At 73.0% G+C, this 26,690-nt stretch carries 12 protein-coding genes; 5 read left to right on the plus strand and 7 right to left on the minus strand.

The window, feature by feature from the left end:
- The first annotated feature begins 21 nt into the window (after positions 1–21).
- Positions 22–675, plus strand: coding sequence for a ScbR family autoregulator-binding transcription factor (locus OHS71_RS02590; protein WP_328476331.1), 654 nt, complete (start codon positions 22–24; stop codon positions 673–675).
- A gap of 254 nt (positions 676–929) precedes the next feature.
- On the opposite strand, the gene OHS71_RS02595 is transcribed toward OHS71_RS02590, so the two are convergent.
- The 3 genes from OHS71_RS02595 to OHS71_RS02605 form a co-directional block, all read right to left on the minus strand.
- A complete protein-coding gene (locus OHS71_RS02595) occupies positions 930–2,642 on the minus strand; it encodes an FAD-dependent monooxygenase (protein ID WP_328476333.1) in 1,713 nt (570 codons plus the stop codon).
- Positions 2,643–2,863: 221 nt separating this feature from the next.
- Positions 2,864–3,694, minus strand: a complete 831-nt coding sequence (gene nadE, locus OHS71_RS02600) for an ammonia-dependent NAD(+) synthetase (protein WP_328476335.1) — start codon at positions 3,692–3,694, stop codon at positions 2,864–2,866.
- A 252-nt stretch (positions 3,695–3,946) separates the two neighbouring features.
- Complete coding sequence (locus OHS71_RS02605) at positions 3,947–4,219, minus strand: DUF3253 domain-containing protein (protein ID WP_328476337.1); 273 nt, start codon at positions 4,217–4,219, stop codon at positions 3,947–3,949.
- Positions 4,220–4,616: 397 nt separating this feature from the next.
- Between OHS71_RS02605 and OHS71_RS02610 the strand changes: the two genes are divergently transcribed.
- The 3 genes from OHS71_RS02610 (at position 4,617) to OHS71_RS02620 (ending at position 6,179) form a co-directional block, all read left to right on the plus strand.
- Entirely contained in the window at positions 4,617–5,066 is a 450-nt protein-coding gene (locus OHS71_RS02610; RefSeq protein ID WP_328476339.1) for a spore-associated protein, read from the plus strand.
- Positions 5,067–5,367: 301 nt separating this feature from the next.
- Positions 5,368–5,814, plus strand: a complete 447-nt coding sequence (locus OHS71_RS02615; RefSeq protein WP_328476341.1) for an SRPBCC domain-containing protein — start codon at positions 5,368–5,370, stop codon at positions 5,812–5,814.
- Complete coding sequence (locus OHS71_RS02620; RefSeq protein WP_328476343.1) at positions 5,811–6,179, plus strand: ArsR/SmtB family transcription factor; 369 nt, start codon at positions 5,811–5,813, stop codon at positions 6,177–6,179. Before OHS71_RS02615 ends, OHS71_RS02620 begins: the two co-directional genes overlap by 4 nt.
- An 82-nt stretch (positions 6,180–6,261) precedes the next feature.
- Here OHS71_RS02620 and OHS71_RS02625 read toward each other — a convergent pair whose 3' ends face one another.
- The 4 genes from OHS71_RS02625 to OHS71_RS02640 form a co-directional block, all read right to left on the minus strand.
- Positions 6,262–10,197 (minus strand): nSTAND1 domain-containing NTPase, encoded by a 3,936-nt coding sequence (locus tag OHS71_RS02625; protein ID WP_328476345.1) that lies wholly within the window; start codon positions 10,195–10,197, stop codon positions 6,262–6,264.
- 165 nt (positions 10,198–10,362) lie between these two features.
- Positions 10,363–10,728: a hypothetical protein gene (locus OHS71_RS02630; RefSeq protein ID WP_328476347.1), complete on the minus strand. Its 366-nt coding sequence runs from the start codon at positions 10,726–10,728 to the stop codon at positions 10,363–10,365.
- 762 nt (positions 10,729–11,490) lie between these two features.
- A complete protein-coding gene (locus OHS71_RS02635) occupies positions 11,491–12,135 on the minus strand; it encodes a dihydrofolate reductase family protein (RefSeq protein ID WP_328476349.1) in 645 nt (214 codons plus the stop codon).
- A gap of 207 nt (positions 12,136–12,342) precedes the next feature.
- Positions 12,343–13,038 carry a hypothetical protein gene (locus tag OHS71_RS02640; protein WP_328476351.1) on the minus strand — a complete coding sequence of 232 codons (696 nt, stop codon included), beginning with the start codon at positions 13,036–13,038 and terminating at the stop codon, positions 12,343–12,345.
- A 453-nt stretch (positions 13,039–13,491) separates the two neighbouring features.
- Here OHS71_RS02640 and OHS71_RS02645 point away from each other — a divergent pair, with 453 nt between their 5' ends.
- On the plus strand, positions 13,492–26,652 hold the full coding sequence (locus tag OHS71_RS02645) for a non-ribosomal peptide synthetase/type I polyketide synthase (RefSeq protein WP_328476353.1): 13,161 nt from the start codon (positions 13,492–13,494) through the stop codon (positions 26,650–26,652).
- Positions 26,653–26,690: the final 38 nt, after the last annotated feature.

The following is a 26,690-nucleotide window of genomic DNA, read 5'->3' on the forward strand; positions in this document are numbered from 1 at the left end:
CGAACGCAAGGAGACCCAGCATTGGTGAAGCAGGACCGGGCGATCCGCACCCGGCAGACGATTCTGACGGCCGCGGCCAAGGTCTTCGAGGAGCGCGGCTACCAGGCTGCCACCATCAGCGAGATCCTCACCACTGCCGGAGTGACCAAAGGCGCCCTGTACTTCCACTTCCCCTCCAAGGAAGACCTCGCGGACGGTGTGATCCACGAGCAGGACCAGGACCTGCCCGTCCCTTCGCGCGCCTGCAAGGTCCAGCAACTCGTCGACACCGTCGTCCTGCACGCCTACCGTCTGCGCACGGATCCCCTGGTGCGCGCGGGCGTCCGCCTCGCGCTCGACCAGCAGGCTCAGGGCCTGGACCGCAGCGGCCCCTTCCTGCGCTGGAGCGACGTCGGCACCACCCTGCTCCGGCAGGCACAGGCGCAGGGCGAACTCATGCCCCACATCGAGCCGGGCGAGACCGCCGACGTCCTCGTCGGAGCGTTCGCCGGCGTCCAGGCGATGTCGCAGGCCGTATCCAACTACCAGGACCTTCCGCGCCGCGTCAGCGCTCTCCTGCGTCACATCCTGCCCAGTGTCGTCGTCCCCTCCGTCCTCGCCGCGGTCGACATCACCGAATCCAGGGGAGCCCACGTGCACAGCGAACTCCGCGGCGCCCTCACGCCCCACGCCTGAGCCGTGTCCGGGGGATCCTTCCCGGCTCCTGACAGGTCAGTGATTGGCGCGCCTCGGGGGTCGCGGCGGGGTAGCGGTCGCGTCGCCTGACGGGGCGGCCGTGATGGTGCCGCGTGACAGCAACTCCGACGAAGGCGGCATGACATGCCCTATGGCTACATCGGCTCGATGAAGACCCAGCCCGGCAAGCGCGACGACGTGGTGGCGATCCTGCTCTCCGGAGCCGACAGTCTCCGCGAGCTTGGCTGAAGAAGCTACGCGGTGGGCCTGGCCGCCGACGACCCGGCGGCGACCACCGCACCCCGCGTGGTCTCCGTCTCCCGCGTGGTCTCCGTCTCCCGCGTGGTCTCCGTCTCCTGCGTGCTCTCAGGGTTCTGCGTGCCCTCACCGAAACAGTCACGCAGGGCGTCGGCCAGCCGGCCGCCTCCCGCCGCCCAGCCGGCGTAGCCGTCCGGGCGTACCAGCAGGGCCTCGCTGTCCAGCTTCGGCACCGGCTCGGCCCGTATCACCCGCACAAGGTCCGACCACGGCTGCGCCCGCACCGCATAGCGGGTGCCCCGCTCCCCGAACAGCAGCAGCAGTGGCCAGCCCTGCCCCAGCAGAGTGATCACATCGGTACGGCCCTCCGCAGTCTCCAGCACCGTGTTGGGCACGAAGCGCCCCTCCCAAGGGGAGGATTCCGGCCCCCGCGCGGGAAGCACCGTGTCCTGGCCACTGATCATCGACGCCAGCACCGAACGCTCCGCACCGCCCTGCGCCAAGAGCTCACCGAAGACCGCACGAAGCGGATCGAGTCCCTGCTCCGGCCGCATGAGGGCCAGTTGCGCCCGGGTGTGGTCGATGACCCTGTGCCCGGCAGGACGCCGCTCCCGCCCATAGCCGTCCAGCAGCCCCTCCCCCGCCCTGTCCCGCAGCGTCAACGCCAGCCTCCACCCCAACGACAGCGCGTCCAGCAATCCCGTACTCAGGCCCTGACCGCCGATCGGGAAGTGCACATGCGCCGCGTCGCCCGCCAGCAACACCCGGCCGTTGCGATACGAATCGGCCAGCCGCGAGAAATCACTGAACCTGCTCAGCCACCGCCCCCCGCCCAGCACGATCTCCCGCCCCAGGATCCGCGACACCTCTTCGGTCAACTCCCCCACGGTCACCGGAACATCACGCGCTTCATGGGCGCCCGAACAGTCCAACGTCCGCAACCGCGTGACACCGTCCCCCACGTCCCGGGCCAAGATCCATCCCCGCTCCGTACGATGCCAGCCCGGCGGAACCGCCTCCCCGCCCTCGACGCGCACATCGCCCGCCAGGGCCGACACCGTCGCCGGCCACACCCGCGAACCGAAACCCGCCAGCTCGCGCACCGCGCTGCGCGCACCGTCCGCCCCCACCACGAAGCCCGCTTCCCACCTCACGACACCCTGCGGGCCCTCCGCCTCCACCCGCACCCCGCGCTGCCCCTCGAGCACCCCCACCACGCGGTGCCCGCGCACCACACGCACCCCCACACCGCGGGCCCGCTTCTCCAGACACCGTTCGACATCAGCCTGCACGCACTTCACCACGGCCGCCGGCTCCCCCTCGGGCGCCGGGACCACCAGTCCCGGCAACCCCCCGAAATGGAACGGAGCTCCTTCCTCCGTCCGCTCCACCCCCCACACCGCGCCCTCACCGGCCAGCGCATCCAGATACCCCCGGCGCGCCAGGCACTGCACCGTCCGCGCATGCAAGGTCGTCGCCCTCGGCCGCCCCGAGACCCCGCCCCTCATCTCCACGACCACCACGTCGACGCCGAACCCCGCCAGCTCGCACGCCAGCAGCAACCCCACCGCACCCGCGCCCACCACCACGACGCCGACCCGCTCGCCGGCCACCTCGCTCGCGTTCCTGGCAGTCCCGCCCCCGGCCACCCCCTCCTGGCCCCCGGTCCCCACCGCGCCCCGGGTTTCCCCGTCCTCGACCCGCACCATCCCCCGAACCCCCCTCAGCACAGGCCCGGAACCGGGCCGCACCACCTGCCGAAACAACCCGAAAATATACCGGGCGGACGGTTCCTCACAACGGGTCAGGCACCCGACCCACAGCCCCCGGCCGGGCGAAGGCAGGGCCGTGAACTCCTCCTCCGGCCCGCCGTCGAAGCCGCGTGCCGTCGTGGCGGCGTCCGGGTGAGTACAAGATCACCGGGCGGCCCTCAGGGGGCGATGGGCAGCCGGCGCTTGTGGTCGGTGAGCCGGTAGCGGTGGACGATCGTCTCGAAGACGTCTTCGTCCACGGGCTTGCCTTCCAGGAAGTCGTCGATGTCGTCGTAGGTGACCCCGAGCGCGTCCTCGTCGGTCCTGCCCGGAGAGAGGGTCTCCAGGTCGGCCGTCGGGACCTTGCGCACCAGGCCGGCCGGTGCCCCGAGCACGTCCGCGACAGCTCGTACCCGGCGTTTGGTCAGGCCGGACAGCGGGACGACGTCCGCCGCGCCGTCGCCGAACTTGGTGAAGAAGCCGGAGAGCGCTTCGGCTGCGTGATCGGTGCCGACGACCAGTCCGTTGTGCCCGCCGGCAACGGCGTACTGGGCGATCATGCGCTGCCTTGCCTTGATGTTGCCGAGCACGAAGTCCTGGTGCTGGGCGTCGCGGAAGCTCACGTCGGCTTGCAGCACGGCCTCGAGCGCGGCGTCGCTCGCGGGCTTGATGTCGACGGTCAGCACGTGATCGGGCTGGATGAAGGAGAGCGCGAGCTGGGCGTCGTGCTCGTCGGCCTGGACGCCGTAGGGCAGCCGCATCGCGTAGAACCGTGCCTCGTGTCCGGCGTCGCGGGCTCGCTCGACCGCCAGCTGGCACAGGCGGCCGGCGGTGGTGGAGTCGACGCCGCCGCTGATGCCGAGCACGAGGCAGGCCAGACCTGCGGAGGTCAGCCGCTCCGCGAGGAAGGTCACCCGGCGCTCGATCTCCGTCGCGGCCCCGAAGGTCTCGGCGACGCCGAGCTCCCGGGCGATCTCCTGCTGAAGGGTGAGGGAGTCCGGCTGGTTCACATCTGCTCCTTGTTCCGGTTCGCGTGGTGCCGGCGCCCCACTCCGAGTGCGGTCCGGTGGATCAGTGTCGGACAGGCTCGGTTCTCCTGCGTCGGGGCGCGCAGGAGGGGGTTCCCCGGACCGCGGTCGGCATGCGCTTCGGACGCGGGGGCTCCCGTCAGGGCGAGGCACACCCGGCTCGTCGCCGGACAGGCGAGAGCCCGGGGCCGAGCAGGTCGGCGGCCCTGCGGGGCCGCGCGGGGAGCCTCGGTGTCAGCGGGTGCGGCGAATGCGGATCGGGCCGCGGGCCTCTGTCGGCTCGACCGGGCGCCCACCCTGTGTGATCTCCACCTGGCGGGCCGCGACCAGCCGCCGGGCCGCGCGGCGGGCCGGTTCCATGAGCGCGCGCCAGCCGTCGTCGTCTCCTTCGTACACCGCCCGCGCCGCGTCGGAGGGGCAGATCGTGGCCGTCGGGCCGCGTCGCTCCAGCAGATCGAGGATGGCCCGCTCCAACCGCCGGTCCGTCCGCCGTTCGTCGTCCGTCACTCCACCAGTGTCCCGCCGGGGACACGGAACCGGACAGTGGCCGCCCCGCCGTCCCCGTGGGAGCGTCCGCACGTCCGATGACCTTGCAGCCCTCCCGTAGCCCTCCCTCCGCTCTCCCTCAGCCCTCTCGCGGACGGGTGGAGCCACGGCTCTGCGGTTGCGTACCGGCGACTCGCCCCTCCGAGTCCGCTGAACGCAGGGGGCTCGCAGGAGGCGACCGCCCGGGAGAGCGCGGGGAGAGGCTCAGACATGCAGGGCGGGCGTGCTGCGTCGCAACTCGGCCTGTCAAGCCGCCAGTTGTGGCTGAAAACCGATGTAAATCCGGCACAACCATCGGGATGCTCCGCTGGTCACATAAGACGGGAGTAACCAGCTCCTAAGATCACAAGGGGGAAATATGCGCTTCATTCACTCCATGCTGGGCGTCACCGCCCTGGCAGCCCTGTCGCTGGGAGCCGCCACCGCTCTGGCGGCACCCGCCTCCGCCGCACCCAACACCACACCGCAGAAGGTCTGCGGTAGCAGCTACAAGACGGTGAACTCGGCACCCGTCGGCTCGCTGGGCACCATCTACCTGACGTACAACTCCGCCAACGGCAAGAACTGCGTCACGACCATCCGCAGCACCCCCGGCGCCGCGAAGGAAATGTCCGCCTGGATCTACATCCCGGCCACCGACGCGAACGACTCGGACTACGGGCAGTACACGTCGTACGCGGGCCCGACGTACGTCAACGGCAAGAACCAGTGCGTCGACTGGGGCGGCCAGATCGGCAACGTCTACGTGCAGGTGTCCGGCTCCAACTGCGGCTCCCTGAGGGAGCACCGGGTCACCTACACCCGCTGACCCGTCCCTCCTGCCCGGCCGCCACGTACAGCGTGACGCCGGCTCCCGTCTCGCGACAGCCGGGTACACCCGCTGACGGTCGACGGACCGGCGCCGCACCGAAGGCCGGACGGGCGGCAATGGCGCTCGGCTCGCCCTGGTGGAACTTTCACGGTTCCACCGGGGCGACACGCATGTCACGCGCACGGTGACGCCGCGGGACCGGTCACATGATTCCCCAGGAGCAACCCTTGAGTTGCGTCTCGGTTCCCTATGTGCAACTCTGGAGTTGCATCCGCTGGTGACGACGAAGGAGTTCCTGATGAGCGACGACCGAATCGAACGCGAAACCCTGATCGCGGCACCCCTGGAGCGGGTCTGGTCGCTGGTGGCGCAGCCCGGATTCTGGGTGGCCGACAAAGCGAGCCTGCCCGGCACCGTGGCCAAGGAGGGCGAGTCGATGGTGGCGAGGAACGCCGAGCACGGCGACTTCCCGGTACGCGTGGAGAAGGTCGAGCCTCCGACGTACCTGTCGTACCGCTGGACCAGCGCGTTCCCCGGCGAGGAACTGAGCGAGAGCAACAGCACGCTCGTGGAGTTCACGCTGACCCAGGAGGGCGACCGGACGCGGCTCCGCGTCGTCGAGAGCGGGTTCGCGGCGCTGGCCGGGTCCGAGGAGCTGCGCAGTCAGAACCTCAAGGATCACAGCGAAGGCTGGCCCCTGGAGCTCGGCGCGCTCAAGACCCGCGCCGAGCAGCCCGTCGCGTGACGGAGGAGCGTCCCGGCGGCGCCGAGACCGTCGACGGTGTCCTCGGTGCGCTGGCCGACCCGACGCGACGCCGGCTGCTCGATCTGCTCGCCGAACAGGGTGAGGCCACCGCCACGACGCTGGCCGAGGGCCTTCCCGTCTCGCGGCAGGCGGTGGTCAAGCACCTCGCCGTCCTGGACGCCGCGGGGCTGGTTTCCGGCGGCCGGGTCGGGCGCGAGGTTCGCTACGCGGTGCGGCCCGCGGCACTGGACAGGACCGCGCGGTGGATGGCCTCGCTCGCGGCCGACTGGGACCACCGGCTGGCGAACATCAAACGCGTCGCCGAGGCGGCGGAGCGGGACGCGCATCCGCCGCAGCCCGACTGAAGCGAAGTGCGCCATGGCCACGGGCGGGACTCCAACCGGTTTTCGGACAGGTGAGGGGACCCGGCGTGACCCGGCGTCGCCGTCATCCGGGCGGGCACGCGGACGGACCCGCCGCGGACAGGTGCAGCCGGCAGATCGCGGCGAAGCGGGCGGACACGTCGAGGTTCCACAGCCGTACGGTCCCGTCGTTGCTGCTGCTGGCGACCGTCCGCCCGTCCGGGGCGAACACCGTGCCCCACACCGCGTTCGTGTGCCCGGTCAGTGTCGCCCACGGCCGCCGCTCGGCGACGTCCCACAGGCGCACGGTACGGTCGCTGCCGCTGCTGGCCAGCAGACGGCCGTCGGGGGAGAACGCGATGCCCCGCACCGAGCCGGTGTGGCCTCGCAACACCGCCGACGGACGTCTGCGGCGGACATCCCACAGACGCACGGTCCCGTCGTTGCCGCTGCTCACCAGCGCCCGGCCGTCCGGGCCGAACGCCACTGCCCGTACCGCGCCCCTGTGCCCGGTGAGCGTGGCCAGCGGCCGTCGGCTCGCGACGTCCCACAGCCGTACGGTCAGATCGTCACCCGCGCTCGCCAGCGTGCGCCCGTCGGGGCTGAAGCTGACGTCGTTGACGAAGTCCGTGTGGCCGGTGAGCGTGTCCAGGGGACGGCGGGTAGGCACGTCCCACAGCCGCACCGTGCGGTCGGCGCCCGCCGAGGCCAGCAGCGCACCGTCCGGGGCGAACGCCACGGAGAAGACGTCGCCGTGATGTCCGGCGAGCGTGGCCAGGGGACGGTGGGTGAGAACGTCCCACAGCCGGACCGTGCCGTCGGAACCGGCCGAGGCCAGCGTCCGTCCGTCGGGCGCGAACGCCACCGAGAACACGGCCGAGCGATGCCCGCGCAGTGTCGCGACGGGCCGGTGTCGCACCACGTCCCACAGCCGCACCGTGTGATCGGTGCCCGCGCTCGCCAGCAGTCTCCCGTCGGGGCTGTAGGCGGACTGCCAGACCTCGGTGTACGGGCGGGCCGTCAGCACCGGCCCGCGCAGGTCCCACAGCACCACCGACTGGTCGAACCCGGCCGTGGCGAGCCTGGTCCCGTCGGCGCTCACCGCCACGCCCATCGTGTAGTCGGTGTGACCGGTGAGCGTCAGCGTCTGCATTCCGCTGTGCACGTCCCACGAACGGGTGGTGCCGTCGCCTCCCGCGCTGACGACCGTGGCGCCGTCCGGGGTGTAGGCGACCGCGTTGACGTCGTCACTGTGCCCGGTCAGGACCGAGGTCGTCCGGTGTCGTGCCAGGTCCCAGAGGCGTACGGTCCGGTCGGCTCCCCCGCTGGCCAGGCTCCGGCCGTCCGGTGCGAACGCCACGCCGTACACCTCGTCGTTGTGCCCTCGCAGCACGCCCGACGGCCGGTCGCGCACCGTGTCCCACAGGCGGACGGTCCGGTCGGCGCCGGCGGACGCGAGCGTCCGGCCGTCCGGCGCGTACGCCAGCGCGTCGACCTGCCCGACGTGACCGGTGAAGGAGACGATGCGGCGTCCGCGGTCCGTGTCCCACACCTGGACCGTGCCGTCGCCCGCCGCGACGGCCAGCGTGCGGCCACGGGGGTCGAAGGCCACGGCCCGGGCGCCTCCGGTACTCGCCGGCAACACCGCCTTCGTACGGTGGCGGGCCGTGTCCCACAGCCGCACCGGCGCGTTCGTGGCACCCGCGGCGAGCGTACGGCCGTCGGGGCTGAAGGCGACCGACCGCACCTGTCCGGACATCGTGAACGTGGCGGTCGTACGACGGTCCGCGAGACGGCGCAGCATCACGGTGCCGTCCGAACTGGCCGTCGCCAGCGTTTTCCCGTCAGGGGCGAAAGCCACCGAGTTGACCGGCCCCCGGTACCCGCCGAGCCGGGCCGAGAAGGGCTGTGTCTGGGTGCTCAGCAGGGCGCCGCGCGCCTCGGGCGTCACCTGGGAACGGTAGGCGTCCTCGGCGAGCCGCATCGAAGCCTCGGGCTGGCCGGCGGCCAGGGAGGCGGACTGCGCGGCGAGTGCCCTGGAGCGGGCGACCCGCTCCTGATGCAGCGCGTCCGAGCGCTGCCGATACGCCAGTGCTCCGGCGAGGACGGCGAGGGTCAGCAGCACGACCAGAGTGGCCAGCGTCCCCTGCCGGCGCCGGATCTGCCGCCGGGCCTGCCGCTGCCGATCGGCCTCCTCGGCCAGGCTCGCGCTCAGGAACGCCTCCTCCTGCGCGCTGAGCCGGCTGCGGCCGTCGAGTTCCCCGGCCCACATCCGGACCGTGTCCAGCCGCGTCCCGCGGTAGAGAGCGGACGGATCGCCGTCCTCGCGCTCCCACTCGTCGGCGGCGTGGGCGAGTTGCTGATGGATCAGCAGTCCGTCCCGGTCGGCGTCGATCCAGCCGCGCAGCCGGGGCCAGGCGTGCAGCAGGGCCTCGTGCGCGATCTCGACCGTGTCGCGGTCGGCGGTGATCAGACGGGCCCGCACGAAGGCGTCCAGGGCGGCCGTGGCGCCGTCCGTGCCGGCCGACCGCTCCATCAGCGCGGCCCGGCTCGTCCGGCACCGCGCAGGCCCGGTGCCGTCGGCCACGTGGACCAGGCGCACCAGAATCCTGCGGATCGTCTGCTGCTCGCTCGGGTACAGGCCGGCGAACACGTCCTCGGCGGTCCGTGCGACCGCTCCCCGGATCCCGCCGGTGCGTTCGTACCCCGCGACGGTCAGGGTGGCACCCTCCCGCCGCTGCCAGGTGGTGAGCAGCGCGTGGGAGATCAGCGGCAGCGCACCTGAGGGGGTGACGTCCGGCAGGGCGCGCCCGGCGTCGGATCCGTCGCCGGGCAGTCCAGCCGGTTCGTCGCGCAGGCCGGCGTCGCGCAGCAGAAGGGGTACGAGACCGGACTCCAGGGTCAGTCCCGCGAGTTCGGCGGGACGGGTGATCGCCTCCCGCAGTCCGGCGACGGACATCGGGGGCAGTACGAACAACCCGTCGCTGAACACCGGTGCCAGTTCGGGGAGTTCGATACACCGGCCGGACAGGTCGGCGCGCAGGCCGAGGACCACCACGGCCGGATCACCGCCGGGACCGTCCGCGGGATCCGACGGACGGCGAGCCGTCGACAACGCGCACAGCACCCGGACGAAGGCACGCCGCTCGTCCTCGTCGGAGCAGAGCGTGAACAGTTCCTCGAACTGGTCGACGAGGAGCACCGGACGCACCGGCGGTGGCCGTCTGTCCCCGTCGGCGCGGGCGTTGTCGTCCGCCCTGCGCCGCACCGCTTCCAACAGGACCTCGGGCCGGTCCCGCAACTGCCGCACGCTGACGCCGAGATCACCGTCGAGTGCCTTCGCGACGCCGGTCAGCAGTTCCTCCAGCGGATGCGCGGTGGGCGTGAACACCACCACGGGCCACCGCTCGACGCCCGGCATGGGGAAGCCGCCCGGGTTCCGGAAGGCCGGGACGAGACCGGCGTTGAACAGGGACGACTTACCGGCGCCCGAAGGGGCGACGACCATCAGGGGCCCGCTGCCGACCCGCTCGAAGACCCTCTCGACCAGGGCGGCGGTGGCCCGCTCGCGGCCGAAGAACCACTGCGCGTCCTGCGCGGTGAACGCCGACAGCCCTCGGTAGGGGCAGACGGCGTCGAACTCCACCCGCCCGGGCACGGCAGCGCCGTCCCCCTCGGCCGGCGCGCCGTCCGTGGTCTCCGCTTTCGCCGTCTCCCCGGTCGTCTCCACGTCGTCGGCTTCCTCGGCGTGTTCCGGGGGCCTCGTCAGCAGCCGCAGCAAGCCGCCCTCAGCCTCCAGGATCTGGTCACAACGCCGCGCGACATCGACGGTGGCCCGCTTCGCACCCGTCTCGATCTTGCTGAGGTAGCCCTTGCTGTAGTGCGTCTGCCGGGCCATGTCGGCGAGCGACAGCCCGCGCTGTCGGCGGAGTCGTCTCAGCTGGGCGGGGAATTCCGGAACAGGTCCGTCGAGCGGTGGCGGTTCACGTCGATCGCCGGTGTGCTGCTGCTCCCCCACCACGTCCCCCGGGTGTCGCGCGCATGAGCCGTGAAACGGCCGACGCTCAGGGTACTGCGGGAATACGGGGCTGATCGGCCTTTCACCGGCGTGGCGCGAAGGAATGGCGGAAACACGGATGCCCGGAACCGCGAAAGCGATTCCGGACGTTCCCCCGTGAGAATGGACTTACGGCCGGTTCAGCTTGATCGAGTTGACCGGCGTGAGGTCGGCCCACACCCCGTTCTGGGCCGCGATGGTGTAGTTGCAGTTCGTGCCGCCGTAGTTCAGGCACAGCTGTGCCGAGGCGCCACCGGTCTGGTTGTTGAGGACCCAGTGCCAGCCCACCTGGTTGTTCAGGTCGTGGGGGCCGTAGGTGTAGTAGACGTTGCTCGGGCTCTGGGCGGGGCTCTGGTTCTGCGGGTAGATACAGACGGCGCCGGACGGGCACCCTGCCCAGTCGGCGGCCGGTTTGGCTTCGGCCGTGCCGGTCAGCGCCACCATCGCCGTGGCGGCGGTGGCCAGTGCGACGGCCCCACTGAACAACTTGCGCATGTTTCCCCCTTGCGGTCGTCCTGCCTGGTCGCAGGTCGTGCTCGGTCTCTCGGCATCAGACTGACCGCCGGGGCCCGGGAGGTCGACGGGTTTCCTGTTTCCCGTCACCACGACCGGCCGGGAAACCGTCCGTGATCAGCACGGACACCGGAAAGAGGGCAACCCCTGGGTGCAGGACCCGACCGAGTCCCGACGGCCGGCCCGCCGTACGGCGGCGGTACGGCCGACCGTCGGGTGCGGCGGCACGACGGCGGTGCGGCCGACCGGGCCGTCGACCTGGTCTGCGCCCCGGACTGCACCACGTCGCCCGGGGCGGTGCCGGACGCCGCCAGCGGCGCAGCGCCACGCGGCCGCCGTTGACCGCCACAGCTCCCGTCGCGGCCGGAATTGAATCCGATTCGAAAACGACCGGCAGCTCGGGCCCGTCGCGCTCCGCGCTTCGGAAAAGACCGGTCGACGGTCGGAGCATAAAAAAACACGGACGCCGAAACGGAGCACCGGCCGACTTTCGACTTCGACTTCGACTTCGCGGCAGGGTCCGGAGGACATCAAATGGAGAAGTCCCGTAATGCGGATCATGTGGACAGATCGTGGATGACGACCGGAAACGTCGACGAGTACCGGAACGACAGCCGTGGACCCGTGGTCTGCCGGGGGCGCGGGGCCCGGTGCCGGGAGCGCCGTGCTCCCGCCGGTGCCGTCGGCCTGGCCGGTAGCGGCCGGACCTGCCGACGGCACGCACCGACCCGACGCCGGACGGCTTCAGTCCGCGCGTCCGACACCGCGATCGGGTGCACTCATGTCCCCCGTCCCGGGCGTGCCGTCGGCGAGCCCGTAGCGCAGGTACACGGTGCCCTTCGGGCTGACGGCCGGCGGTTCGAGGAGGTTCATGTTCGTGGGCACCGCGCCACCGTCGAAGACCTTCTTCCCGACGCCGAGCACGATCGGGTGCACCCAGAGGTCGAGACGGTCGAAGAGCTTCTCACGCAGGAGGGTCTGGACCAGGTCCAGGCTTCCGACGACCTTCACGTGCTCGTGCTTCTCACGGATCTCGCGCACCGCGCCGGCCAGATCCGGACCAAGATGTGTCGACCCGGCCCACGAGAGGTCGGGCCTGCCGCGGGACGCCACGTACTTCGGGACGCTGTTGAAAAGCGTGGCGATCCCGTTGTCCTGGCCGCCCTTCTGATGCGGCCAGTAGGCGGCGAAGATGTCGTACGTCCGCCGGCCGAGCAGGAGGGCGTCCGTGCCCTCGTACGCGGCACTCACCTGCGCCCCGGCGGCCTCGTCCATCAGGGGCGCCTGCCAGCCGCCGAACGGGAACCCCTCCGGGTCCTCGTCGGGGCCCCCGGGCGACTGCCCGACGAGGTCGAGGGTCGCGAACAGCTCGATGTGGATGAGGCCCATGTCTTGCTCCCGATGAGTTGATCGTGCCTGTCGACAGGTAGACCTGTGGGCTCCGGCAAACTCATCGCTGCGACGGCACCCGCTTCGTACCCGTCGACCGCCCGGCCGCGCCGGCCCTGCGCGCCGTTTCCGACCGACGCCGCAAACGCCTGTGAGCGGCGCCGGTCGCACCGTTGCGCGCGGTCGCTCAGCCGGTACGGCCGTCGGTCACCAGTCCTTCACGGCGGTGGTCTTCGCCGGACCCAGGACCTCCACGTGGCCGTGATCGCCGTACACGGAACTCCGCCATCGGGCGAAGACACTCGCGGTGCGGTCCGCCCGTTCCTGTTCCGACACGCCGTAGTCGACCCGGACCACGGCCACGCTGCGGGCACTGCCCGCAGGCACGCGGATGTGGACGCTTGTCACGTGCGCGGCGATGGCTGCGTCCGCCCTGGGGACGCTCGCTGCGAGGTAGGCGCGGAATTCACGGAGCATCGGGAACCAGCGGTGCGGGCCGTCCACCGGCACGTCGTCCCCTGTGTCGTCCGTGGTGGTGTCGGGGAGGCTGCCCTGATCATCGGTGGTGGTGTCGGGGAGGGTGCCCTGGTCGTCGCTCGTGGTGTCAGGAAGGGTGCCCTGGTCGTCGCTCGTGGTGTCAGGAAGGCTGCCCTGGTCGTCGCTCGTGGTGTCGGGGAGAGTGCCCTGATCATCGCTCGTCGTGTCAGGAAGAGTGCCCTGATCATCGCTCGTGGTGTCGGGAAGGTCTGCCTGGCCGTCGTCGCTCGTCTCGTCCGCCGCGGACGATTCCGGTCCGGGCGCGGCCGCGTGCGTCCCCGGGCGTTCCGTGCCGCAGGCGGTCAGCGGTAAACAGCAGCATGCGAGCAGCACCGCGACGGGCGCGTGGCGGGTCATGAACTTCATTCGGCGTCCCCCTCTCTCGGACGGTGAGAGCGGTACGCGCGGTCCGGGGTTCCCTCGATCGCGGGGGAGATGTGCGGGGCCGGCGTCGGTTGGGCAGGTCGACGTCCATGTGCGGTTGCCCGCCGCTCGGCGGTGGTCTGCGCGGACACCTCCGGGTTCTGGAGGGCGAACGTCGACTCCCGGCAGGTGTTCCTCGCGTAGCGACGGCGTACCGGTCGCCCGGCGGCCCGGCAGCTCACCGGCACATGGTCCGCACGCCGCCAGACGGCCGACGACCGGCGCTTCGAGAGCACGGGTGCACACGACGGGGCACAGTGAGCAGCCGTTGAGGGCAACCGCGCTGGCCGTCCGTGTCGGCGGTCGCGGCGCGGCAGGGGTGCGGCCCGTGTGCGCCTCGGTGCGGGCGCTCGGCGGTGGGACCCACGTGTGACGGCCGGCTTATAGGGTCCGCAGGTGGAGAGATCGCATGAGGGTGTGAACGGCGCAGCGGCGTCGACGCTGCTGGACGTGCTGCTCGGGGCGGCGCGGGAGACCCCCGGGCAGACCGTCGTGCATGTCCGGGGAGACGGCGGCGAGCACACGGTCACGTTCGCCGAACTCCGGGACGACGCACTGCGGGTGGCGGGCGGGCTCATAGCGGCGGGCTTGGCGCCCGGCGCCCCGCTGCCGCTGGTCGCCGACCGCGGTGACGCCTTCCAGCCGATGTTCTGGGGCGCGCTGGCCGCGGGCGCCGTACCGGTCCCCCTCGCCCCGGAGCCGCGCCGGATCGGCCCGGTCCGGGAACTCCTCGGCAGGCCGCCCGTGGTGACGGACGAGTCGACGACCGCCCTCGTCACCGGGACGATCGAGGAATCGGACCCCCGACTCGGCCCCGGAGCAGGAGTGTTGCGGCTGGACGAACTCCGTCGCGGCCGCCCGCCGCGGCAACTCCCCCGGCCCGCCCCCGACGACGTCGCGTTCCTCCAGTTCTCCTCCGGCAGCACGGGCGCCCCCAAGGGCGTGGAACTGACCCACGCCGGGGTACTCGCCAATCTCCACCAGATCCGCGCCGCCATGGCGATCACCTCGGACGATGTCCTCGCGACCTGGATGCCGTACTTCCACGACATGGGACTCATCGGCACGCATCTCGTCCCCATGGCCGCACGCCTGAAGCAGATACGGATCGAGCCGCTGTCCTTCGCCAAACGGCCCGCCCTGTGGTTCGAGACCGCCGCCCGCCACCGCGCGACGCTCCTGTCGGCTGCGAACTTCGCCCTCGACCTCGCGGTACGCCGCGTCCCCGCCGCCGAGCTCGCCGGCCTCGACCTCGGCTGTGTGCGCCTGCTGCTCGTCGGCGCCGAGCCCATCGCACCGCGCGTGTGGCGGGAGTTCACGGCCCGAACGGCGGCGGCGGGACTGGACCCGCGTGCTCCGCTCCCGGTGTACGGCCTGGCCGAGGCCACCCTCGCCGTCACCGTACCGCCGCTCGGCGAGACCGCGACCCCGCTCGCAGTGGACCGGGCGGCGCTCAGCCGGGGACGGGTGGTGGACACCGAACCGGGAGCGCACGCAGTGGAGTTGATGGATCTCGGGCGGCCGGTGGAGGGCTGCGAGGTCCGGATCACCGGCGCGTCCGGACGCGTCCGGGGGGACCGACGGGTCGGACATGTGGAGGTGCGGGGGCCGCAGTCGGGGCGCGGGTACCACCGGGCGCCCGAGGCGAGCGCGGAGGCGTTCGGCGGTGACGGCTGGCTGCGCACCGGCGACCTGGGCTTCCTGCGGGACGGACGGCTGTGCGTCACCGGGCGTCACAAGGACGTGGTGTTCGTCAACGGCCGTACGTTCCACGCCTCGGACCTGGAACAGACGGTCACCGCGACGCCGGGGCTGCCGGCGGGGGCCGTTGCGGTCGTGGGGTCGACCGACCCGGACGGCGGGGGCGAGCGGGTCGTCGCGTTCGTTCAGTGGGCACGGCCCGAGCCCTCCGCCGCCGCACCGGTGCTCCGCGCCGCCGCCGGGCGACTGCGGGAAACCCTCGGCCACGACGACGTACGGGTACTGCCGTTGCCACCGGGCGCTTTCCCGCGTACCACCAGCGGAAAACTGCGCCGTGGGGTGCTGCGCGCGCGCTTCGAGGACGGCCGGTACGCGGCGGCGGAACGCCGCTGGGTCGAGACAGCGGCCACGGTGGCGGGAGGGACCGACGGGGTGCGAGCGATCGCGCCCAGGTCCCTGAGCGAGGTTCGGGAGTCGGTGCGGGGGCTCTGGGCGCGGGTACTGGAGCTGCCGGTGTCCGAGGTCGGCCTCCAGGATCGGTTCTTCGACCTCGGCGGGTCCTCGCTCAAGGCGATGGCCGTGCTGGCCGGGCTGGAGGACACGTTCTCCGTAACGGTGGAGCCGGGCGCCCTGCGGGAGCACGACACGGTGGAAGGCCTGGCCGGGCATGTGCTCGCGCTGGCGGCGGCTGTGGACGCGGGCGGGGACGCGCAGTCGGGACCGGGTGCCGGCAGGCACCCCGGGGCCGGGGCGGGACCGGCCGGTGGCGGCCACGGGCACGACGCGGCTCATCGCGCGGCTCTCCCCGCCCCGACCGGGCTCGCGGCTTCCACAGGGTCCGGCGCCGGTGGCCAAGCGCTGGCCGTTCTCTCCGTGGCCTGCCGGTTTCCCGGCGGAGAGACACCCGAGGACTTCTGGGAGCTGCTCGCCGCCGGTGGCGAGACGGTCGGCGAGCCGCCCGAGGGCCGGCGCGGGAACGACGAGCCCGGCCGAGCGCCCCGTTTCGGCTCCTTCCTCCCCGACCCGGCGGCCTTCGACGCCGGCTACTTCGGCATGGACGACGCGGAGGCGCGGGCGACCGATCCGCAGGCCCGCATCTTCCTGGAACTGGCCCACGAGGCGCTGGAGCGAGCCGGATACGCGGGTCCCGGACGGACGGGCCGCCGGGTCGGGATCTTCGCGGCGACCGGCGACAGCGGGTATCCCGAGATCCTGGCCGCGGCCGCCGACGGGGACCTGGCCCGCCATCCGGGCGCCCTCACCGGCAACCTCCCCAACCTGATCCCCGCCCGTGTCGCCCAGGCACTGGACCTCAACGGCCCCGCCCTGGCCGTCGACACGGCCTGCTCCTCCGCGCTGGTCGCCCTGCACCTGGCCCGGCGCAGCCTGCTGTCCGGCGAGTGCGACCTCGCGGTGGTCGGCGGCGTCAACCTCGGCCTGACCACGACCGGTCACCGCCTTCTCGAAGCGACGGGCGCACTGTCGCCGACCGGCCGGTGCCGCGCCTTCGCCGCCGACGCGGACGGCTTCGTACCCGGAGAGGGGGGCGCCGCGATCGTCCTCGCCCGCCTCGACGACGCCCGCACCGCCCACGATCCGGTCCTCGCACTCGTACGCGGTACGGCTGTGAACAACGACGGCCGCTCGCTCAGCCTGCTCGCCCCCACACCGCGCGGCCAGCGCGAGGTGATCACCCGGGCGTACGAGGAGTGCGGCGTCGACCCGGCCGACGTGTCGTATGTCGAGGCGCACGGCACGGGTACGCCGATCGGCGACCCCGTGGAGGCACAGTCGCTCGGCCAGGCGTTCCCGCCCCGTGGTGACGGCGTCCCGCGCCGGCTCGGCTCGGTCAAGGCGAACCTGGGGCACCTCCTCAACGCGGCCGGAATGCCCGCCCTCGTCAAGGTCGTCCTCGCTCTCTCCCACCGCCGGCTCCCGCCCTCCCCCCACGCCACCGCGCCCGCCCCCTTCCTCGAACACGCCGCCCCCGGCTTCCGTCTTGTCACCGAGCACCAGGATTGGGTGGGCGTGGCGGGTGGACCACTGATCGCCGGCGTCAACTCCTTCGGTTTCGGCGGCACCAATGCCCACGCGGTCCTCGAGGAGGCGCCGAGGGATCCGGCCGAGGCGACGGCTGCCACGGCGCCCGCGCCGTCCCGGGCCACCGAAGGGCCGCACCTCCTGACGCTGTCCGCCCGCACCGGGAGTGCGCTGCGCGTGGCCGCCGCCGAGCTGGCCGCGTATGTGCGGGCGCATCCCGAACTGGACGAGGGGGACGTGTGCGCCACCGTCAACACCGCCCGCGACGAGGGTCCCTACCGGCTGGCCGTGGTGGCGCAAGGGGATCTCGCGGAGCGGCTCCAAGCAGTCGGCGCGACCGCTGCCCTCGAATCCCTCGGGCGGACGGCTTCCGTGAGCGTGGCGACGAAGCCCGTGCGGACACGGCCCCGCACGGTTTTCGTCTTTCCCGGCCAGGGGGCCCAACAGCCCGGTCTCGGACGTCGGTTGTACCGTTCGGCACCCGTCTTCCGTGACGTCCTGGAGGAGGCCTCGTCCCTCACCGGCCCCGTGCTCGGCCGCACTCTGGGCGCCTGGTGTCTGGACGAGGAAGCCGACCCCGCGTCGCTGGCGCGGACGGAGGTGACGCAGCCACTGCTGGTCACGTTCGGGGTGGCGCTGGCCACCCAGCTGGCCGCGTGGGGCGTGGAACCCGACGCGGTCGTGGGGCACAGTGTCGGCGAGATCGCCGCCGCGTGCGTCGCCGGCTCCCTGTCCCTGGCCGACGCGGTCGGTTTCGCCGCCGAACGCGGGCGCCTGATGGGCGGGCCGGCCGCGCGGGGCGCCATGGCGGCCGTACGGGGTGACGAGGACACCGTCGCCGACGTGGTCGCCGCATCCGACGGCACGCTCTGTGTGGCCGCCGTCAACTCACCCGCTCAGGTGGTGCTGGCGGGCGACGCGGAGAGCGTCGACCGGGCGGTCTCGGTCCTCACCGCCCGTGGTGTGGCCGCCCGCCATCTCCGCGTCTCGCACGCCTTCCACTCCCCGATGCTGAGCCCGGTGCTCGGCCCGCTCGACAGTGCGGCGAAGGCGCTGACGGTCCATCCGGCCACCGTCCCGATGCTGAGCACGGTCACCGGTCTGTGGGGCCCTGACCTGGCCCCCGGTTCCGGCTACTGGCGCGACCACGCGATCCGCCCCGTCCGTTTCGGTGCCGCCGTCGCCCGGCTCCTCGACGAGGGCTACGACACGTTCGTCGAACTCGGCGCCGGCGCCTCCCTTTCCGGGCCGATCCGCGCCGCGGCCACCGCGCATTCCGGCGCCGGGCCCTCGGACGTGGCGGTCCTTTCCGCACTGCCCGCCGCGCCAGACCGCCGGGGCCACGGGAGAGACCCGGTGGGCCCGGGGACGGAGACCGGAGCCGTACCGACAGCCGAGGCGCGACTGAGCCCCGTGGCCGTGGCGGAACGCGGAGCCCCGTCACGATCCCGGGCAGCGGCCGAAGCCGAAACGGCAGCGGCAACGGCAACGGCAACGGCAGCGGCAGCGGCAGCGGCAGCGGCAGCGGCAGCCGAGGCTGCGGCCGAAGGGGACGTTGCGGCCGAAGCCGATCGGGTATCGGGAGCCGGGGGTCTGCTGCACACCGTCGGCCTGCTCTGGACCCTTGGGACCCCGCTGTCCCCGTCGTCTCCGGCCCGGAGCACGGTGCGGCGACGGGTCCCCGTCCCGACGTACCCCTTCCAGCGTGGCCACCACTGGCCGGACAGGCTCGGCACGGCGCCCGAGCCCGGTACGGCGCCCGAGCCCGGCACGGCGCCCGAGCCCCCGACGGCACTCCTCTCCCCGGACGGCATACCCGCCCCGCAGCCCCTCCTCTGGCACGATGCCCCGCTGACCGTCGCCCCCGGCCCCCGCGCCGTACGGCTGACCGGCGCCGACACCCCGCTGCGGCGATCCCTCACCGACCGGCTCACCAGGCGCGGAGTGACAGTGCTGGGACCGGAACCGGCGTGGGAGTCTGCGCCGGACCGGTGCGAAGCCTCGGCGGAGGCCGAGGAAACAGCCGACCCGGTGGCCGTGCTGTGGTTCGCCGGTGAAACCGCAGGGCCGCAGCCGGACACCGGCGCCGCCCTCTCCGCCCTGCGCGAAGTCCTGTCGGCGCTCGGCACGGCCCCTGCCCGCCTGCTGCTCGTCACGGAGAACGCCTACACCACCGGCAGGGGCGACACCACCGCCCGCCCCCGCCCCGCCCAGGCCCTCCTGCACGGTTTCGCCCTGGCCCTCCCCGAGGAACTACCGGGGCTGTCCTCCCTGAGCGTCGACCTGTCGTCCCAGGACACCCTCGACGCTCAACTGAGCGCGCTGGAACAGGAGTTGCGCGCCGTCGCCACCCAGTCCGGAGCCGGTGGACGCGGGGGTGCGGGCGGCACCGTCGCCTGGCGGACCGGCCGCCGACTCGCCCGTACACGTACGGCCGCGAGCCTCACCCCGCCTGTCTCCGCGGCAGCCCTGCCCCCGAACGGCACCTACCTGATCACCGGCGGCGCAGGCGGCCTCGGTTCGGCGCTCGCCCGTGACCTCGCGGAACGCGGCACCCCGACCCTCGTCCTCACGGGCCGGACCTCGACCCCACCGCGCACCCTGCTCACCGAACTGCGCGCCCTCGGCGCCCACGCCCGCTACCAGGCGGCCGACGTCGGCGACGCGGACGACGTCGACGAACTCGTTGCCGGACTGCCGTCCCTGACCGCGGTGTTCCACGCCGCGGGCACGGCACGCCCCGGCAGTCTGCGCGGCAAACCGGACGACGAGATCGAGGCCGTACTCGCCGCGAAGGTGCGCGGCACCACACTGCTCGCCGAGGCCCTGCGCCGGCACGGCCACCACGACGCCGCCCGCGTCGTCTTCTCGTCCGTCGCCGCCGTGCTGCCCGGCCTGGCCGGCGCCCTGGGCGACTACGCCGCCGCCAACTCCTTCCTCGACGCCTTCGCCACCGCGGAACGCGCGGCCGGCCGGCCCTGGCAGACGATCGCCTTCGGCCCCGTCCTCGGCACGGGCCTCGCCGGCGGGACAAGTCCGCGGACCCGACCCCCGTCACACGGCCCCGCGCAGGCCCTGGCCCCCATGACCGCCCGGGCCGCACTGGCGGGCCTCCACGCGGCGGTCGGCCTGGACGCGGCACACGTACTGGTGACGGGCGTGGGCGGCACGAGCCCCGCACCCGTCCCCACGCAGACGGCCCCCGCCGGCGCCCACCCGCAGGACGCCGGCCGACGCGAAGACCCCGACGCACCGCCCGCGCGCACCGACCGCACTCCCCCCGCCGGCACGGCCACCCGACCCACCACCACCGCTTCGTCGCACGTCTCCGCCGTCATTCGCCGCCTCCTCGCCGACGCCCTGCATCGCTCACCGCAGGACATCGGTGACGACGAACAGTTCCTCGCCCTCGGCCTGGACTCGCTCGGCGCCGTCGACCTCGCCCGCCGCCTGGAACGCGAACTCGGCCGGCCCCTGCCGGCCACCCTCTTCTTCGAGCACCGCACCATCGGCGAACTGGCCGCCCATCTGGCGACCAGCACGGAGCCGGCACCGAGCCCCGCCCCGCCCCCGCCGGCACCGCCGACCACGGCCACGGCCGACGCCCGTGAGACTCTCCCCCTCACCCCGCTCCAACTCGCCTTCCACACCACCGAGACCCTCCACGAGGGCATCACGGCCTACGGCTACGTACGCCAGAGCGTCAGCGGGCCCCTCGACACCGCCGTCCTCGGCCGGGCACTCGCCCACCTCGCCACCCGCCACCCCATGCTGCGGATGCGGATCATCCGCGACGGCGACTTCCGCCCCCGCCAGTACGCCACCCCCGCCGGCCCGGTGGACACGGCACCACCCTGGTACGAGGTCCGGGAACCGCAGGATCCGACACCGCTGGAACTGGAGCTGTGCAACCGCCCGTTCGACCTGACGGCGGAGGACCCGGTACGAGCCGTCCTGGTCCCCGACGGTGACGATCCGCATCTCGCCCACCTGCTCCTGGTCGTCCACCATGCCGCCGCCGACGGCTACAGCCTCAAGCTTCTCGCCGAGGACCTCTGGTCGCTCTACACAGCCCTCGCCCGAGGCGAGGAGGTCGGGGTCGAGGACGGCGTCGGGGTCGAGGACGAGGACGAGAGCAACAGTGAACCGTTCCTTCCACGGGCCGAGTTCGCCGACTACTTGGCCGCCGTGAGCGCCGAGCGTCGGTCTCCGGCGTTCACCCGGGACCAGCGGTACTGGCGCGACCGCCTCGCCGAGCACACCCCTGCCACACCGACGACACCGGACTCCCTGCCGTACGACGGCGCCCCGGAAGCGTCTCTTGCCCCGCCTCTCACCCACCACCGCACCCGCGTCGACGAGGTACTGACCGCCGCGCTTCGCGAGACCGCGGCGCGGAACGGGGTCTCGTTGTTCCACCTGCTGCTGGCGGTGTACGGCCGTTGCCTTTCGCGGTGGAGCGGGCGGCGGGCCGTCGCGGTCAACGTGGCGCGGGCGCGGCGGGAGTTGCCGATCGTCGGCATCGACCGTCTGGTGGGGCCGCTTGCCGACATCCTGCCAGTCTTCGTGGACGTCGACCCCGTCGAACCGGTCGCCACGCTCGCCGACCGGCTACGGCGGATCTGGCGGGAGGCGGAGTCCCACGCGACCCTGAGCAGCCCGGACTTCGCGCGGCTGCTGTCCCAACTGCACCCCGCCACGGGCCCGGCGCCGCGCACGGTGGCCGAAGCCGGATTCAGCTTCGCCCGCTTCCCCGTGGCCCACGGTCCCGACTGGCCGGTCACCGTCACCCCCACGGCCGCGGCCACCGCCTCCGCCGCCACCCGGCTCGGTCTCCTGTGCTGGGAGGCCGACGCCGCCCTGCGCCTGTCGTGGAACTACCCGGCCCGTCTGTTCCGCCCCGAGACCGTGCGCCGCCTCGCCGACGAGTACGTCAGCGAGCTGCGCGCCGCCGTCACCCACCCGTCAGCCCACCCGATCCCGGCCCCGCACCCTTCCACCGGCCCGGTCTCCACCGCGAACGCCACGGAACCCGCGGAACCCGCGGAACTCATGGAATCCACAGACACCACGGGCACCGCGGAGAACGCAGGCGGTGCCGGGAGGGCAGGGGCCGCAGGCAGCGCTGTCGGTGCAGGGATCGCCGACGGTTCGGGGGGAGGGGACGGCGGCGGGATCGTCGCCCGTCTGTGTGCCCGGTTCCGCGCCACTCCCCAGTCCGTCGCAGTCGCCACCGGCGGCCCGGCCACGCTCACCTACGCCGCCCTCGACACCGCGTCCGCCACCCTCGCCGCCCGGCTGCGCGCCCACGGCGTACGCCCCGGTGACCTGGTCGGACTGCTCACCGAACCCGGCGGCACGGACACCGTCACCGCGGTCGTGGGCATCCTGCGGGCGGGCGCCGGCTGGGTACCGCTGGACACCACCCACCCCACCGCCCGGCACCGGGAGCAGTTGGCTCGCACCGGAGTTCGCGTCCTGGTCTGCCACGCGGCGACCCACGAGGCGGCCACCGGCCTGGCCGGCATCACCCGGGTCACCGTGGCCGGACCCGCCGACACCGCGGCGGTCACCGGCCCGGCGACCCCCACCTTCGATCCCGACCCCGCCCCCGACCCCGAGGCCATCGCCTACGTCATCTTCACTTCCGGTTCGACGGGCCGTCCCAAAGCCGTCCCCATCACCCACCGGTCGATGGCGAACTACCTCGACTGGTCGCTGGCCACCTTCGGTTACGGCCCGGGGGACCGGCTCGCACAGACCGCGTCGGTCTGTTTCGACGCCTCCGTACGGCAGTTGCTGGCCCCGCTGCTGAGCGGCGCCACGGTGCACACCCTCTCGCGCGACCTGCTGCGCGACCCCGAAGCCCTGCTCGACCGCGTCGTCGCGGACCGGATCACGGTGTGGAGCTCGGTCCCGACCCTGTGGGAACGCCTGCTGACCGCCGCCGAAGAACGCTCCCGCCGGAACGGCACGGCCCCCGACCTCTCCGCCCTGCGCTGGGTCCATGTGGGCGGCGAAGCCCTGCCCGCCGCCCACGTACGCCGCTGGTTCGACCTCCTGGGCGCCCAGACCGACCACAGCCACCACCCGCTCCCCCACCGGGTCGCCAACCTCTACGGCCCCACTGAAACCACCATCAACGCCACCTGCCACATCATCGACACCCGGCCCGCCGACGACGTACGCCATCTCCCCATCGGCCGCCCGATCACCGGCGCCGAGGTGACCGTGATCGGCGAGGACGGAAGTGAACGCGCCCCCGGCGAGTCCGGCGAACTCCTCATCGCCGGAACCGGGCTCACCCCCGGCTACCTGGGCGACCCCCACCTCACGAACGCCGCCTTCACCGAACGGGGCGGACGCCGCTGGTACCGCAGCGGCGACCGCGTCCGCCGTACGGTCGACGGGACACTGGAGTTCGTGGGCCGGCTCGACGACCAGGTCAAGGTCCGCGGCCACCGCGTGGAACTCGGCGAGGTCGAGGCCGCCCTGCTCGCCCACCCCGCGGTGGCCCGCGCGGCCGTACTGCTGGTCGACGGACGGCTCGTGGCCCACGTCGAGCCCAGGACCGGCACGCACACCCCCGACCCCCGCGGGATACGTGCTTTCCTCGCCCGCATCCTGCCCCCGTACATGCTCCCCGCCCGCATCCGCTCCTTCCCGGCCCTGCCGCTCACCGGCACGGGCAAGATCGATCGCAACCGGCTCGCGACCCGAGGGGAAGCCATCCGCCCCGTGCCCGCGTCCACGCCTCCCGCGACCCCCACCGAGCACCTGCTGGCGCATGCCTGGTCCGAGCTGCTGGACGTACCGGAGTCCGGCATCAGCCGCCAGGACGACTTCTTCGCCCTCGGCGGCGACTCCATCACCGTGCTGGAACTGTTCGCCCGACTGCGCCGGGAACGCCCCGCGCTGCCCCGCCCGACCGCGGTCTACACGCACCGCACGCTGAGCGCCCTGGCGACCGCCATCGACGCCACCGCCACCGCCACCGTCCCCGTCACGGCCACCGGCATGGACGCAGCGGCCGGGAGTCGGAGTTCAGGGCCGGCGGCCGCCCTCGACCCCTACCCCCTCACCCCCTCCCAGCAGGGCTTTCTCCTGGCCGACGCCATCGCCTCGAGCAGGGCGGACACCAACGGTGAGTCCGGTGCTCCGGGCAGCAACCCCGCATGGCTCGCCCGTTTCCGTATCCGCGGTCCCCTGGACCCGGACGTGTTCCAACGCTCCGTCGACGTCCTCATCGTCCGGCATCCCATGCTCCGCACGGTCTTCCCCTCCGGCGTCCGCCCACCCGTGCAGCAGGAACTCCCGGTCTCGCTGCGGCTCCCCGTCGAGACGGAGACCCTGACCCACCCCGGCCTGCTGGAGGAACGGGCCGCCGCCGAGGCTCGTCGCCGCTTCGAACCCTGGGCGTGGCCCCTGCTGCGCCTGCGCCTCTTCACCGTCGCGCCGGACGAACACGTGCTGCTCGTCCACGCCCACCACCTCATCGGCGACGGCTACAGCGCGGCCCTCCTCACCCGTGAACTCCTCACCGTGTACGGCCGTTTCGAACGCGGACTCCCCCACGGTCTGGAGCCCCTGCACTCCACCTTCCGCGACCATGTCCTCAGCCGGACCGCTCACCACCGGTCCACGAAGCCTCTGGCACCGGGCCCGCAGGCCCCGGGCTCGTACACTCCGGACCCGCAGGCCCCGGGTCTCCAAGTCCCGGACCCGCAAGGCCCGGGTCTGCAAGCCCCGGACCCGCAAGCTCCGGAGCCGCAGCCCTCGGACCGGCGGCCCTCGGACCCTGCGCTTCCTTCGGGCCCGCAGACGCAGGACTACCGCGCCCGCCATCACACCCCCTACCTCCCTCCCCTCCTACGCACATCCGATCCCGGTCGCGTCCCCCACGGCTTCCACACCGTCGCCTTCACCTTCGACGCCCACCGCACCCACGCGCTGCGTGGCCTCGCCCGCACCAACGGCACCACGCTGCACGCGCCGGTCCTCACCGCGTACTACCGGGCCCTCGCCGACCTCACCGGCCACCGCGATCTGGTCCTCGGCATGGCGGTCACCGGCCGGGAGGAGGGCACGCGGGACGCCCACCGCGTCTTCGGCCCGTTCAGCGAGGCGGTGGCCTTGCGCCCGGGGCTCGTCCGAGTCTCAGTCCCCGACCCCGTCCCCGGTCCCGGCCCGGTCCCGGGCTTCGCGGCGGACCTTCGCCGTATCGCCACCGAGTCGGTCGCGGCCCGCGCCACCGGCCCTCTGGACCTGCCTACGTCCCAAGGTCTGCCCCGTGGCGCTCAGTTCTTCTTCACCTTCCTCGACTTCAGCGCTCTCGGCACGCCCCCCGACACCACCCTGACCCTCCAGGCCGACGACGCCGACACCGAACTCGCCCCGCCGCCGGTGGGTACCGACGTCTTCCTGGCCGTGCGGCCCTCCCCGGAGGGCGAGGGCCTGCGCGTCACGGTCCGCGCGTCGGCGACCGCCCTCACGACCGCCGAACTCGCCGCATTCGCAGATACGTTGAGAAGTCAGCTGGAAGGAGCTTCCCGCCACAGCGACACCCCCAGCCCTTCACCCGTCGCCCTCGACGCCGCCCTCATCGGCTACCTTCCCGCCCCGCACCACCTGGCTGCCCTGGCCGGACTTCCCCCGCACACGGTCCCCGACCGCGACCACCTGCGCGCTCTCCTGTTCCCGGACGGCAGGGCCAGGCTGCTGGAGACCACGACCACTCCGCTGGGCGTATCCGGTTTCGTATCGCTCCCGCTGTTCGCCGACGAACTGGCCGACCCGCTCTCCGCCGGCAACCCGGCCGCCCTGGCCACCCTCACCGCGCGCGCCGTCGACCACGCCTCATCCCTGGGTGCCCGTTGCGTCTCGCTGGCCGGCATGATCCCGTCGCTCACCGGCTACGGCTACCACGTGCTGCGCGAGCCCTCGGCGACCGACGCCACCGGCGGGACGACCAGCACCACAACCCTGACCACCGGACACGCGGCCACGACCGTCGCCGTGGTCAAGACCGTCCACACCGCCCTCGTCGCGACGAGCCGTGACCTCGCCCACCTCACGCTGGCCGTCGTCGGCTGCGGTTCCATCGGCACGTCATCACTACGCCTGCTCCTCGCCCGCAGCCCCCGCCCACCGGCGCGTCTACTGATCTGCGACCTGCCCGGCAGCGCCCCCCGCCTTCGCGACCTGGCTGCGGAACTGTCGGCCGAGCAGCCCACGATGCCCGTGAGGGTCATCGAGTCTGCCGACGCCGGGACCCTTCCCGCCGAGGTCTACGACACGGCCGACGTCATCGTCACGGCGGTCAGCTCCGGCACGACGGCCCTGTTGGATGTCGACCGGCTGCGGCCCGGCACGATCGTCGTCGACGACTCCTTCCCGCACTGTTTCGACACCGCGCGAGCCCTGGACCGTATGCGTCAGGCGCAGGACGTGCTGATCGTCGGCGGTGGTCTGCTGGCCCTGGACCCCACCGAGACGCAGGTGTCACCGGACCTCCCGGCTGCCGCCCTGACCGGCCACGCCACCGCCCGGACGCAGCACCACCTGGCGCTCCACCTCCCCGGCACCCTCGCCTCCTGCCGCCTGGAGTCCCTCCTGCACGCGCACACCGGCGGCCCGGAGTCCGGTACGGGACTCCCCCTCGTCCACGGCCTCGTCGACCTCCCCCGGGCCCTCGCCCACTGGGACGCCGCCGAAGCCGCCGGAGTCCGTCCGGCCCCTCTCCACCTCCTCGACCACGTCGTCCCACCGGAGGCGCTGAGCGCCCTGCCCCCACCGCGACGGTCACGGTCGCGCTGAGCACCGTCGTGCGGGTGTCCGGAGCGGGACGGCCCCGA

Origin of the sequence: Streptomyces sp. NBC_00377 (assembly GCF_036075115.1) — a bacterium.
Classification (GTDB): Bacteria; Actinomycetota; Actinomycetes; order Streptomycetales; family Streptomycetaceae; genus Streptomyces.